This window comes from Aeromonas sp. 160P (assembly GCF_055193095.1).
Genome location: NZ_JBUXKV010000001.1, coordinates 2,560,741 through 2,574,084, shown reverse-complemented (window position 1 = coordinate 2,574,084; position 13,344 = coordinate 2,560,741). Strand labels below are relative to the sequence as shown.

Annotated in this window: 10 protein-coding genes; 7 read left to right on the top strand and 3 right to left on the bottom strand. The window is 61.3% G+C overall.

The features are described 5' to 3' along the window. Nucleotides 1-57: 57 nt before the first annotated feature. Together ACY8FN_RS12165 and ydiJ are read right to left on the bottom strand one after the other, a co-directional pair. Nucleotides 58-546 carry a hypothetical protein gene (locus ACY8FN_RS12165; RefSeq protein ID WP_463100160.1) on the bottom strand — a complete coding sequence of 163 codons (489 nt, stop codon included), beginning with the start codon at nucleotides 544-546 and terminating at the stop codon, nucleotides 58-60. After that, nucleotides 546-3,623, bottom strand: coding sequence for a D-2-hydroxyglutarate dehydrogenase YdiJ (gene ydiJ / locus ACY8FN_RS12160; protein WP_463100159.1), 3,078 nt, complete (start codon nucleotides 3,621-3,623; stop codon nucleotides 546-548). Before ydiJ ends, ACY8FN_RS12165 begins: the two co-directional genes overlap by 1 nt. Before the next feature lie 167 nt (nucleotides 3,624-3,790). On the opposite strand from ydiJ, the gene ACY8FN_RS12155 reads away from it, so the two are divergent. The 4 genes from ACY8FN_RS12155 to ACY8FN_RS12140 all read left to right on the top strand — a co-directional run bounded on the left by ACY8FN_RS12155 (nucleotide 3,791) and on the right by ACY8FN_RS12140 (nucleotide 9,014). Next, nucleotides 3,791-4,717 carry a cation diffusion facilitator family transporter gene (locus ACY8FN_RS12155; RefSeq protein ID WP_463100158.1) on the top strand — a complete coding sequence of 309 codons (927 nt, stop codon included), beginning with the start codon at nucleotides 3,791-3,793 and terminating at the stop codon, nucleotides 4,715-4,717. Between the two features lie 300 nt (nucleotides 4,718-5,017). After that, nucleotides 5,018-6,553, top strand: coding sequence for a TerC family protein (locus ACY8FN_RS12150; protein ID WP_139692852.1), 1,536 nt, complete (start codon nucleotides 5,018-5,020; stop codon nucleotides 6,551-6,553). 201 nt (nucleotides 6,554-6,754) lie between these two features. Next, nucleotides 6,755-7,879 carry an alkene reductase gene (locus tag ACY8FN_RS12145; protein ID WP_463100157.1) on the top strand — a complete coding sequence of 375 codons (1,125 nt, stop codon included), beginning with the start codon at nucleotides 6,755-6,757 and terminating at the stop codon, nucleotides 7,877-7,879. Nucleotides 7,880-8,027: 148 nt separating this feature from the next. Next, nucleotides 8,028-9,014 carry a zinc-binding dehydrogenase gene (locus tag ACY8FN_RS12140; RefSeq protein WP_463100156.1) on the top strand — a complete coding sequence of 329 codons (987 nt, stop codon included), beginning with the start codon at nucleotides 8,028-8,030 and terminating at the stop codon, nucleotides 9,012-9,014. Nucleotides 9,015-9,127: 113 nt separating this feature from the next. Here the strand turns inward: ACY8FN_RS12140 and ACY8FN_RS12135 are convergent, their stop codons facing one another. Beyond that, nucleotides 9,128-10,192, bottom strand: a complete 1,065-nt coding sequence (locus ACY8FN_RS12135; RefSeq protein WP_463100155.1) for an adenosine deaminase — start codon at nucleotides 10,190-10,192, stop codon at nucleotides 9,128-9,130. 197 nt (nucleotides 10,193-10,389) lie between these two features. Here ACY8FN_RS12135 and ACY8FN_RS12130 point away from each other — a divergent pair, with 197 nt between their 5' ends. The 3 genes from ACY8FN_RS12130 (at nucleotide 10,390) to ACY8FN_RS12120 (ending at nucleotide 13,279) form a co-directional block, all read left to right on the top strand. Then, a complete protein-coding gene (locus tag ACY8FN_RS12130; protein WP_463100154.1) occupies nucleotides 10,390-11,139 on the top strand; it encodes an HAD-IIA family hydrolase in 750 nt (249 codons plus the stop codon). Between the two features lie 54 nt (nucleotides 11,140-11,193). After that, nucleotides 11,194-12,768, top strand: a complete 1,575-nt coding sequence (locus ACY8FN_RS12125) for a cation:proton antiporter domain-containing protein (protein ID WP_463100153.1) — start codon at nucleotides 11,194-11,196, stop codon at nucleotides 12,766-12,768. 142 nt (nucleotides 12,769-12,910) lie between these two features. Continuing rightward, complete coding sequence (locus tag ACY8FN_RS12120; RefSeq protein ID WP_463100152.1) at nucleotides 12,911-13,279, top strand: cupin domain-containing protein; 369 nt, start codon at nucleotides 12,911-12,913, stop codon at nucleotides 13,277-13,279. The last annotated feature ends 65 nt before the right edge of the window (nucleotides 13,280-13,344 follow it).

The window sequence follows — 13,344 nt, the reverse complement described above, 5'->3', positions numbered from 1 at the left end:
AAAACAAGCGGCCCCGAGCAAGGGGCCGCTTGATAAGTGATAACAGCAACCGGGATGTCACCAGGGATAAGTCACCCCTGGCCACTCGTCCCAAGGCTCTTCCCGCCCCGGCAGCCGGGGTTCAGGCCACTGCCAGACGTTGGCGAGCCAGTCGCGCAGCAGCGCCTCCAGATCCTCATCGGTGATGGGCGCCTCGGCCACCTTCCAGAAGAAGAGCTCCACCTCTACCTCCGGCAACACCGAGGGGTAGAGATAAACCCCGCCCCAGAATTGCGGCTCTCGAGCTGAGCTCCATAGACCATAGGCAAAGGAGCGCTTGGCAAGAAACTCCGACTGCTGCCACTCCAGATCCCCTTGGTGCTGACTCAGGCTGAAATTGGCGGAGGGCCAGATATCGTTCGGGCGAAACAGCTGATGAAGCTGCTCGCGCTCGCGCAACATGGCGACAAACTCCACCACCGCCTGAGCGGGGGTAGCAGGCAACAACAAGAAATGCGGGTGCCGATAGGCCTTCGGCACCCTAAACCGCTTGGGAAAACGCAGCATCAGAGCAGCTCCAGCAGCGCTTGCAATGGATGTTTGAGCTTCTCCCCCTCCATCCGCTTGACCTGACTGCGGCACGAATAACCGGTGGCCAGACAGCGCCCTTTGGGCAGGCGGGCGAGCGGTTCGGCCCAGCTCAGCCCGTAGATCCCCTTGGAGTTCTCCACCTGTTTGACGTCGTGACCATAGGTGCCCGCCATGCCGCAACACCCCACAGAGACCGGCTGCAAGCTGGCCCCGAAGCGGCCAAACAGGGTGCTCCAGTCGCCGTGGGTCGAGGGTTTGGCGGTCTTCTCGGTGCAGTGGGCAAACAGATACCAAGGTTCGGATTCGCTCCCCTCCTCGTTCTTTGCCTTGTTGGCGCTAACGGGCAGTTGATCTGTCGGCAGCGAGAGCAGCCACTCCTGTGGCAGCAGCACCTGAAAATCGCCGCGGGCCGAACCCAACGCCTTGGCATACTCGTCGCGATAGCAGAGCACCATGGCCGGATCCACCCCCACCATGGGGATGCCGAGCGCCGCCACCTTGTTGAGGAACTGGGCGCTGTTGGCGGCGGTGCGGGCAAAGGCGCGCAGGAACCCCTTGATATGCTGGGGTTTGCCGTTGGGTTTGAAGGGCAGCAGGTAGGGCTGGAACCCGAGCTTGCTGGCCAGTTTCACCAGGTCGCGCACCACAGGGGCATCGTAATAGCTGGTGAAGGGATCCTGCACAATCAGCACCACCTGCTGGCGCTGCTCGGCGCTCATCCGCTCCAACCCCGGCAAATCAAAATAGCGGGCGCGGTTGTCGTGCAGGCTCTCGGCCAGGGTCGGCACCGAGAGCAGCGGCACATCAACCATGCCAATGCTCTTCTCGGTCGCCTTCTGGGCCCACTCTTTTTCCAGGAAGAAGTTGACCAGCTTCGGCGCTTTGGCGAGTAGCGGCGCATAGCTTTCGACGGTACCGACGAAGTAATCCTTGGGCGCGCGCAGGTAGCGGCCATGGTAAAGCTGCATAAAGCGGGCGCGAAAATCGGGCACATCCACCTTGATCGGACACTGGCTGGTGCACGCCTTGCAGGCCAGACAGCCAGCCATCGCCTCCATCACCTCGTGGGAGAAGTCATATTCGCCGCGCTGTTTGGCCCAGCTGTTGCGCACCTTGTCCACCAGCTGTTTGAAGCGCACGCCACCGGATTGCAGCGCCACCTCTTCCGCCAGCGGATCGAAGCCCTGCTCTGCCAGCTGGCGCAGCCATTCGCGCATCAGGCCCGCCCGTCCCTTGGGGGAGTGGCGGCGATCGCGGCTGATCTTGACCGAGGGGCACATGGGAGAATCGGTCTCGAAGGTGAAACAGAGACCGTTGCCGTTGCAATCCATGGCGCGGGTGTAGCTGGTGCGCACAGCGAGCGGGATCTGGCGGTCATACTTGCCGCGTTTGGGGCCATCCACCGACACCAGCTCGGCACCGCTGCCATAGGGGATGCAGATCTTGCCCGGGTTGATACGGTTGGCCGGATCGAACGCCCCCTTGACCCGCTGCAGCTCTTCCCACAGCTCGCCAAAGAAGGCGGGGCTGTATTCGGAGCGAAAACCCTTGCCGTGCTCCCCCCACATCAAGCCGCCATATTTGGCGGTGAGCGCCACCACCTGATCGGAGATCCGGCGCAGTAGCACCTCCTGCTCCGGGTCACAGAGATCCAGCGCCGGGCGCACGTGCAGCACACCGGCATCGACGTGGCCAAACATGCCGTAGTCGAGGCCGTGGGCGTCCAGCAGGGCGCGAAACTCCATGATGAAATCGGCCAGGGATTCTGGCGGCACCGCGGTATCTTCGGTGAAGGCCACCGGCTTCTTGCGCCCTTCGGCGTTGCCCAGCAGCCCCACCGACTTCTTGCGCATGGTGTAGATGGTCTCGATGCTCGGCAGGTGGTCACACAGCTGATAGCCGATGATCCCGGCTTCACCCTTGGCCAGCAGCGCGTCGATGCGGCGGCACAGCTCCGCCACCTTGGCGTGGTGCTCTGCTTCATCGGTATCGGCAAACTCGACGATGTTGAGCCCCTGCAGATCCTTGCCGGGCACATCCTGGATCAGGTTTTTCACCGAATGCCAGATGATGTCGGCACGGGCCAACCCCAGTACCCGGGAGTCCACGGTTTCCACCGACAGGGCCTCTGCCGCCACCATAAAGGGGGCATTGCGCAGGGCCGAGGGGAAGCTGTCGTACTTGACGTTGACCAGGGTGCGGTAGCGCGGGATGAGGGTGATGTTGAGCTTGGCTTCGGTGATGAATCCCAAGGATCCTTCCGAGCCGCACAGCACCCGGCTCACATCCAGGGTGTCGCTATCAGGTTGATAGAGGTGCTTGAGATCGTAGCCAGTCAGAAAGCGGTTGAGCTTGGGGAAGGTGGCTTCGATGTCGGCGCGCCGCTCCTTGCCGATGCGATAGAGGGTGCGATAGATCTCCCCTTCGCGATTCTCCAGCGCCAGCTTGTCCGCCAGCCGTGGGCCAGTCAGCGGCTCGGTGGCCATGATCTCGCCGTTCTCCAACACCGCTTTGAGCCCCAGCACATGATCCGAGGTTTTGCCGTAGACCAGTGACCCCTGCCCCGAGGCATCGGTGTTGATCATGCCGCCCAGGGTGGCGCGGTTGGAGGTGGAGAGATCTGGCGAGAAGAAGTAACCGTGAGGCTTGAGATAGGCGTTGAGCTGGTCTTTCACCACCCCGGCCTGGGCGCGCACCCACCCCTGTTCCAGATTAATTTCCATGATCTGGTTCATATAACGGGAGAGATCGACGATAATGCCGCCGCCCAATGACTGACCATTGGTGCCGGTACCGCCACCACGAGGGAAAAAACTCAAGGAAGCGAACGCCGGTTCCGCGGCCAGCTTGAGCATTGCTGCTATGTCGTCCGCACTGCGCGGATAGAGAACCGCCTGGGGTACTACCTGATAGACGCTGTTATCCGTCGCCATCGCCAACCGGCTTGCATAAGACTTTTCGATATCACCACGAAATGCGCTGCGCTCTAGCAACTCAAGATACTGCAGGGTTGCGGGTGACAAACTGTCCTGGTAATCGAGTCTCGGGATCATGAATCCTTGTTCCCATCCTTTGCTTGATGCCGGCACGCCGGCGACAACGACTGGCCAGCCGCCTATCAATGGCAATCAGACCAGTCCGCTCACATGTGAGCGGGCAGTATATCAGCAAGAAAACCGCTTGCCCTTGGCAATATTCACCATTTGAATGGAGGACTTTTATGGCTCACTACCGCCATGTTATCAGTACGTTTATCACCACCGAAAAGCAGGCGTTGACCCTGTCGCTGTTCGGCAGCATAGGGTTTGCCATCTTCGGCATCGGCTATGGCCTGCTGGTGGGATCCCACGCCATCATGCTCGATGGTATTTTTAGCCTGTTCAGTATGGGCATGACCGGCCTTGGCCTCATCACCGCCTACCTCGTTACCCGCCCCTCCGATGCCCGCTTCCAGTACGGCTACGCCCATTTCGAACCCATTGCCAATGTGATCAACGGGGTCATCATTCTACTGCTCTGTCTGGGGGCACTTTATAGCGGCATCACTACCCTGCTGGCGGGTGGCCGTGACATTGACCTCGGCCACGCGCTGATCTGCGCCGCCATCTCCACCTTTTTATGCTCCCTGTTTTATCTGGTCGAAACGCGGTTGGCCAAGCAGTTCAACTCCGAACTGGTGCGGGTCGATTCAGAGGAGTGGCTGGTTGATACCATACTGAGTGCCACCCTGCTGGTAGGTTTTTTGGTCGCGATGGGGCTAGATACCATCGGCTATGGCCAATACAACCGTTACATAGACCCGGTGCTGGTCTCCTTGCTGGCCCTGTGTGCCACCCTCATTCCCATCAAGGTGCTCAGTCGCAACCTGCGGGAAGTGTTGAAGATCGCCCCCAAGGGGGATGTGCCCCGCCAAGTCGAGCGGGAAATCGAGGCGCTGCGCCAACGCCACGGCATCGAGTGCTACAGCCATCTGGCCAAGAGCGGTCGGCGCTTTGATCTCGAGCTCAATATCCTGATTGCACCGGATCAAGAGTGGTCGGTGGATCGCCAGGATGCCTTGCGCCATGAGCTCTGGTCTCGCCTCGGCGATACCCTGGGCGATGCCTGGCTCTCGGTCTGTTTCACCCGCGAAAAGCGCTGGTTGTAACAACCGCACGGGGAGTGCGGCTTGGCCGCCTCCCCCAGTCTTGCTATTCGCCCATCACCTCCCGCTGACGCTGTGCTTGCCAAATTGGCGCCAACCGTTATCATCAGGGCTCATTTTTCACCCGAGGTTTTATTGCCCATCATGGACAATCCCCGAAGTTGCTCTTCGTTCATTCCCTTCACGCACTCTCTTTATCTGCTTAATCCGCGCCTCTGAATAACGCCATTGCCTTGCTGTTACTGCGGCCACCACGCGCCGTGATCACTGTTTGCTCTGTCTGTTTTTATCGAGGTCGTCATAATGGAATTGCTGCTGGATCCCCACATCTGGGTTGGTCTGTTTACCCTGATCATTCTGGAAATCGTGCTGGGGATCGACAATCTGGTCTTTATCGCCATCTTGGTGAAAAAACTGCCCCCCGCCCAACGGGACAAAGCCCGCGTCATCGGTCTCTCACTCGCCTTGCTGATGCGACTCGCGCTGCTGAGCGTCATGTCATGGCTGGTTACCCTGACCACCCCGATTTTACATCTGTGGGATCACCCCTTCTCCGGTCGGGACCTGATCCTGATGGGCGGTGGCCTGTTCCTGCTGTTCAAGGCCACCTCCGAGCTGCACGAGCGGCTGGAAGCCAAACCCCAGGATGACGGCCCAGTCGGCGCCTACGCCAGCTTTGGCGTGGTGATCGCCCAGATCCTGGTGCTCGATGCGGTCTTCTCGCTCGACTCCATCATCACCGCCGTCGGCATGGTGGAACACCTTGGCGTCATGATGGCTGCCGTGACCATCGCCATGGTGGTGATGGTACTCGCCTCCAAGCCACTGACTCGCTTCGTCAATGCCCACCCGACCGTGGTGGTGCTCTGCCTGAGCTTCCTGCTGATGATCGGTTTTAGCCTGGTGGCGGAAGGCTTCGGCTTCCACATTCCCAAGGGTTACCTCTACGCGGCCATCGGCTTCTCGGTGCTGATCGAGTTTTTCAACCAACTGTCCCAGCGCAGCGCCGAACGTCATGAATTGAAACAGCCCCTGCGCGAGCGCACTACCGCCGCCATCTTCAAGCTGATGGGCAGCAAGGCCTACCAGGATCAGCCGGACGACGATCTGGATGCGCCAGCGCCTGCGCCACTGAGCTTTGGGGAAGAGGAGCGTTATATGGTGACCGGTGTGCTGTCGCTGGCCGAGCGTTCCATTCGCACCATCATGACGCCACGTTCAGACATGGCCTGGATCGATATCAACGACTCCAACGACGAGATCCGCGCCCTGCTGCAGCGCGAACCCCACAGCCTGTTTCCTATCTGCGACGGGGATCTCGATGAGGTGATCGGGGTACTTAAAGCCCGCGATCTGCTGTTTGCCCTCAACGAGGGGCAATCCTTAAGCGAATTGGCCAAGCAGAACGACCCCATTATCGTGCCGCAGACCATCAACGTGATCCGCCTGCTGGCAGAGCTGCGCAAAGCCAAGGGGAGCCTGATCCTGGTCTCCGATGAGTTTGGCGTGATTCAGGGGCTGGTCACCACCCACGATCTGCTGGAGGCCATCGTCGGCGAACTGCCGGACGAGGACGAAACCCCGGATATAGTGCGCGATGGCGAAGGCTGGCTGATCAACGGCAGCACCAACATCCACCATGTGGAGCAGGTACTGGAGCACGAGGGTCTGGTGAGCGACAACGACGAGTATGTGACCCTGGCGGGCATGCTGCTTTCCCACTTTGGCATCCTGCCCAGCCCGGGCCAGCAGTTGCAACTGCAGCAACTCAGCTTCGAGGTGGTCGAGGTGAGCGAGCGGCGCATCGAGCGGGTGCGGGTGATCCCGCAGGCAGTGTAAGCTGCCCACTATCATGACAAGAGGGCCACACGGCCCTCTTTTTTGCCTCTGGATCCGGCACGGGTATGGCTAGCCTCCCCTGTTTAAGAGCCGGTTGGCCTGATTGCTGCATTTTTCGCAATTCAATTATGCAATTACCCCTCTTTTTCACAACAAGATGCAGGCATAGAGTGGCGTCACTCCCACATTCAGGAACTCAAGATGAGCCACGATCACCTGTTCTGCCCGCTGCGCCTCGGCCAGCTGCACCTTGCCAACCGCATCGTCATGCCCCCCATGACCCGCTCCCGTGCCAGTCAGCCCGGTGACGTGGCCAACGCCATGATGGCCAGCTACTACGCCCAGCGCGCCGACGCGGGGCTGATCATCAGCGAAGGCACCCAAATCGACCCCATGGGCAAGGGCTATGCCTGGACGCCGGGGATCTACAGCGCCGAGCAGATTGCAGGCTGGAAGTTGGTGACCGATGCCGTCCACGCCAAGGGGGGCACCATCTTCGCCCAGCTCTGGCACGTCGGCCGGGTCACCCACCCAGACAACATCGGCGGCACCCAGCCCATCTCCTCGTCAGCCATTGCTGCCGTGGGGGTCAAGGTGTTCGTCGATAACGGCAGCAGCGATGGGCCGGGTTTTGTCGAGACCGTCACCCCGCGCGCCATGACTCAAGCCGATATCGATGCGGTAGTGGGCCAGTTCCGTCAGGCGGCTCGCAACGCCATCAGCGCCGGTTTTGACGGCATCGAGCTGCACGCCGCCAACGGTTATCTGATCAACCAGTTCCTCGACTCCGAATCCAATGCCCGCACCGACAGTTACGGCGGTTCGCTGGAGAATCGGCTGCGCTTCCTCAAAGAGGTGACCGAGGCAGTCAATAGCGAAATCGGCGCCGATCGGGTTGGGGTGCGCCTCGCGCCGCTCACCACCCTCAACGGCACCGTCGATGCCAACCCGCAGCAGACCTATCTGGCGGCTGCCCGCCTGCTAGGCCAGCTCAATGTCACCTACCTGCACATTGCCGAAGCGGACTGGGATGATGCCCCCCTGATGCCGGAGAACTTCAAGCAGGGGCTGCGGGATGCCTTCCCCAACACCCTGATCTATGCCGGTAAATATGATGGGGCCCGTGCCCGCGCCGCCCTTGAGGCGGGTTGGGCCGACATGATTGGCTTTGGCCGCCCCTTCGTCGCCAACCCGGATCTGCCGAACCGGCTGCGCCACGGCTATCCGCTGGCCGCCCACGATCCAGCCACCCTGTTTGGCGGCGCGGAGAAAGGGCTGACCGACTACCCCGTCTATCAGACCGATGACGCAACCACCGACCGTTGATTACCGATGGCCAACCGGCCACTTAAAGCAGGCCCCACAGCTTGGGGCCTGCGGTATTGTTGCGCAATCGCAACAGTGATATGTCTGACCGCATCCCTGTTGCAATCATCTTGTTGTTCTCTCCCCCACAGTTTTGCAAGGAGTCCCCATGAATCACACCCAAGCCTGGTGCTGGCATGCCCCCGGTGAACCGACCCAGCTTACCCTCGCCGAGCTGCCTCTGGCGCCGCTCGCCCCAGATGAGGTACTGGTAGCCAACCGGGTCATCGCCTTCAATCCGGTGGACTGGAAGCTGATCGAATATGGCCACTCCAACTGGCAGGACGGTCAGGTGCCCGGCGTCGATGGCATGGGCACCATAGTGGCGCTCGGCGCCAACGTCAGCCATCTGCGTCTCGGCGCCCGGGTCGCCTACCACACCGACCTGCGCCACCACGGCAGCTTTGCCCGCCACACCCGGGTACCGGCGCGCGCCCTGCTGCCGGTGCCCGATGCCCTGAGTGACGAGGCGGCGGCCGCTCTGCCCTGTCCCGGCCTCACCGCCTGGCAGGCACTGGCCAAGCTGCCGCGCCTGCACGGGGAAGCGCTGCTCATCACAGGTACCGGCAGCAGCGTCGGCCGCGTTGCGGTGCAACTGGCCCTTAAACAGGGAGCGCGGGTCTTTGCCAGCGCCAGCCCACGCCACCATCAGTGGCTCAAACAGATCGGCGTGCAGGGGGTAGCCGATTATCGGGCTCCCGACTGGCTGGCCGCCCTGCAGGCCGCCAACGGCAACGAGCCGTTTGAGGGGATCATCGATCTGGTCTCCAGCCAGCAGGCAGAAAGCTTGTTGTCTACTCTGGGCTACTACGGCCATATGGTGACTGTGCTCGGGCGTATCCCGCACAACCCGCAGCCCGCCTTTAGCCATTGCCTCTCATTGCACGAGATTGCGCTGGGTGCCCAACACGCCTTTGGCACCGGCAAGCAGTGGAGCCGACTGGTCGCTGCCGGAGTGGCGATGATGGATCAAATGGCGAGCGGCGAGCTGACCCTGCCGCCGCTGGTGGTCGGCAATTTCGAGGAGCTGCCTACCCTGCTCGACCGCTTCAAGCGCGAAGGACAGGGCGAGAAGTTTCTGGTGCGAGTGGCGTAACGGTGCCCTCCCCCGACAACCACACCAGCCATTGAAACGAAACAGGCCCGCCAGTGATGGCGGGCCTCTTTTTATATCGACTGCTTTTCATATCGACGGCATTAGCGCCTGACTCAGTGCAGGATCACCCCGTGGGTCTCGGCATAACTGCGGATCTCCCGGGTCAGCCGCGCCTTGTCGGCCAAAGAGAGCCAGCTCGCCTCAACGGCATTGAGCGACAAGCGGCAGAGCTGACTCATGGTTGCGCCGAGGCCATCGGCCAGCGCCGCAAAGTTGGCCACCATGTAGCCGCCAAAATAGGCGGGATCGTCCGAGTTGATGGTGACGCAGAGCCCCTGCTCCAGCAGCCGTAACACATTGTGCTGGGCCATATTGCCAAACACCTTGAGTCGGGTGTTGGAAAGGGGGCAGACGGTGAGCGGCAACCGGGTATCGGCCAGATAGCGCAGCAGCGCGAGATCCTCTGCCGAGCGCACTCCGTGATCGATACGGCACACCTGCAGCTCGTTGATCGCCTGCCAGATGTAGTCGGCAGGCCCCTCTTCGCCGGCGTGGGCCACCACCGGCAGCCCCAGCTCGCGGCAGCGGGCAAAGACCCGGGCAAACTTGCTGGGCGGATTGCCCTGCTCCCCCGAGTCGAGGCCGATACCGTGAATGCGGGCAAGGAACGGCTCCGCCTGCGCCAGCGTAGCAAAGGCATCCTCCTCACTCAGGTGGCGCAAAAAGCTCATGATCAGCCGCCAGCTGATGCCAAACGCCTTCTCCCCGGTCTGCAGCGCCCGCTCGATGCCGCCGAGCACAGTGGCAAAGGGGACGCCGCGGGCGGTGTGGGTCTGCGGGTCGAAGAAGATCTCCACATGCACCACCTTGTCAGCGGCGCAGCGTTCCAGATAGGCCCAGGTGAGGTCGAAAAAATCCTGCTCGGTCACCAGCACGCTGGCACCGCGGTAGTAGAGGTCGAGAAAGGATTGCAGGCAGTCAAAGTCATAGGCGGCGCGCACGCTGGCCACATCGGGCCAAGGCAGTGGCACACCGTTGCGGCAGCCCAGCTCAAACATCAGCTCGGGCTCTAGGCTGCCCTCGATATGCAGGTGCAGCTCCAGCTTCGGCAGTCCGGCGATAAATTGCGCGGCGGTGAGCTGTTCGGTTGTGACTGGCTTGGGAATTGGGGTGTCCATGGTGACGGCTCCATCAGCAAAGTGATCCGGCGCCAGCCCCTCCACCAGACTGACCCGACGGCAGCTTTATTGTGCACCTAAGTGGCGCGACAGGGGAGACTTGTCATCAAACAGACTTATAATGGCGTCACAAAAATCATAAATGATTGAACATCTTAACGATTGGCGGCTCGCCTGCGCCCTGACAAGGAGTTTTCATGAAGAAGAACGTCATCTGCGATATCGACGGTGTCATCCTGCACAACAACGATCTCATCCCCGGTGCCGACCGTTTCGTCCACCGCCTGCTGGAGCAGGGTAGTAAGCTGCTGTTCCTCACCAACTACCCGGCCCAGACCCAGAAAGATCTGCAAAACCGCTTCCGCTCCGCCGGGATCGAGGTGCCGGAGGAGAGCTTCTACACCTCCGCCATGGGCACCGCCGATTTTCTCAAGCGCCAGGATGGCAAGAAGGCCTATGTGATCGGTGAAGGGGCCCTGACCCACGAGCTCTACAAGGCCGGTTTCACCATCACCGACATCGACCCCGACTTCGTGGTGGTGGGGGAGACCCGCAACTACAACTGGACCATGATGCAGCTGGGCGCCAAGTTCGTCGATCAGGGGGCCCGCTTTATCGCCACCAACCCCGATACCCACGGCCCCATGATGCACCCAGCCTGCGGCGCCCTGTGCGCTCCCATCGAGCGGATGACCGGCAAGAAGCCGTTCTATGTCGGCAAGCCGAGCGCCTGGATCATCCGTGCGGCACTGAACCGGATGGAGGCCCACTCCGACGACACCATCATCATCGGCGACAACCTGCGCACCGACATTCTGGCGGGCTTTCAGGCCGGTCTCGAGACGGTGCTGGTGCTCTCCGGGGTGAGCAAGGTGGCGGATATCGACCGCATGCCGTTCAGGCCGAACCATATTTTCGACTCCGTGGTCGACATCAATATCGTCTAATCACCACCCAAGCGTTAAACAGGGCAGGCCTCTCCTGCCCTTGCAGGATCTGTTATGGAACCCATTATGATCGCCGTGGCCTTTGGCTGCGGCATGCTGGTCAATCTCATCGGATTGCCCCCTCTGCTCGGCTTTCTGGCCGCCGGTTTTATCCTCAACGGCATGGGATATGAAAACACCCCCGCCCTGAGCGAGGTGGCCGATCTCGGCGTCACCCTGCTGCTGTTCACCATCGGCCTAAAGCTCAATATCAAGACCCTGATGCGGCGCGATGTGTGGGGCACCACCAGCCTGCACCTGCTGCTCTCCACCCTGCTTTTCACCGTGGTGTTGCTGGTCTGCAAGGGGCTGGGGCTCCACCTCGCCCTGTCGCTGGACTGGAAGCTGGCGCTGCTGCTTGGCTTTGCCCTCTCCTTCTCCAGCACCGTCTTCGCGGTCAAGGTATTGGAAGATCGCAGCGACATGAACGCCCTCTACGCCCGCATCGCCATCGGGGTACTGGTCATGCAGGATGTGTTCGCCGTGGCATTCCTGGCCTTCTCCAGTGGCAAGTGGCCCAGCATCTGGGCGCTCTGGGTGCTGGGGTTGCCACTGCTGCGCCCGCTGCTGTTCAAGCTGCTGGAGCGGGCCGGGCACGGTGAGTTGCAGGTGCTGTTCGGGGTGTTTCTGGCGCTGGTCGTCGGAGCCGCCGGTTTTGAAGTGGTTGGGCTCAAGCCAGATCTCGGGGCGCTGATCATCGGCATGCTGCTCGCCTCCCATCCGGCGGCGACGGGATTGGCCAAGGCGCTCTTTAACCTCAAAGACCTCTTTCTGGTCTGCTTCTTTCTCACCATCGGCCTCAACGGCCTGCCGACCCACGACACCATGTTGCTGGCACTGGCGCTGGTGCTGGCCCTGCCGCTGAAAAGCGCCCTCTACTATCTGGTCTACAGCGGCGCCCACCTGCGGGTGCGCACCGCCCTGCTCTCCACCCTGGCGCTCAGCAACTTCTCGGAGTTTGGCCTGATCGTCGCCGCCATCGCCGCCAAGGCGGGCTGGATCTCCCACGAGTGGCTGGTGGCGGTCTCGCTGGCGCTGGCGGCAAGCTTTATGATCTCGGCTCCGCTCAATGCCCAGAGCGAGCGGATCTACCATCGCATCGGTCACTGGCTCAAGGGACTGCAGGCGAGCAACCTCCATCCGGAAGACAGGCCCATCGAGCTTGGCGATGCGGAGGTGATCATCCTCGGCATGGGGCGGATTGGTCAGGGGGCCTACTTCGAGCTGGAGAACAAATACGGCAACGTCATCCTCGGGGTGGAGAACGACAGTGAGAAGCTACCCACCCTGCGCGATCAGGGGATGAACGTCATCGAAGGGGATGCCACCGATACCGACTTTTGGGACAAGGTGCTGCTCTCCAATCAGGTCAAGCTGGTGCTGCTGGCGATGCCCCACCACTCGGGTAACCTCTACGCCATCGAGAAGCTGCGCAGCCACGGATTCAACGGCAAGATCGCCGCCATCGTCCGCTTCGAGGATGATATCGCCTCCCTGCAGGAGCAGGGGGTGGATGCGGTGTTCAACGTCTACAATGAGGCGGGCAGCGGCTTTGCCCGCCATGTGATCCACCGCTTGCAGCCGCGCTAGCGCGCGGGCATCGGGTGCTTGGCCAGGGCTCTTGGCAAGGAGATGTGCATCGTTTAAGTTATGCACAACCTCGTTTAATAAAACGAACAAACGCGGGGCCGGGATGGCCCCGCTTTCATATCTCAACTGCCAGGGAGGCACCATGAAGACCCTCAACGACTGGATCCTGCTCGATCGCCACGAGGCGGCCCCTACCCCGCTGATGCCCGCCCCCGAGCGCATTAAAGGGGGCAACCCGACGCAAAATATCTGGAATCACTACTCCGACCCCAGCCAGCAGTTTCATGTGGGCCTCTGGGCTTGCGAACCCGGCCGCTGGGCCATCCACTACACCGAGCACGAGTATTGCCAGCTGCTGGAAGGGGATGTGGTGATCCACGACAGTCAGGGTGGCCAGCTTGCCCTCAAACCCGGCGATCAATTTGTCATTCCGGCAGGCTTTGTCGGCGAGTGGGAGACCCTCACCCCCTGTCGCAAGGTCTATGTGATCTTCGAACCCGCCTCGGCTTGACGCTCACGTCACCCTACCCCGTTGCGGCAGCCCGTATCCTGTTGATCTGCTTGACGCTTACGGCA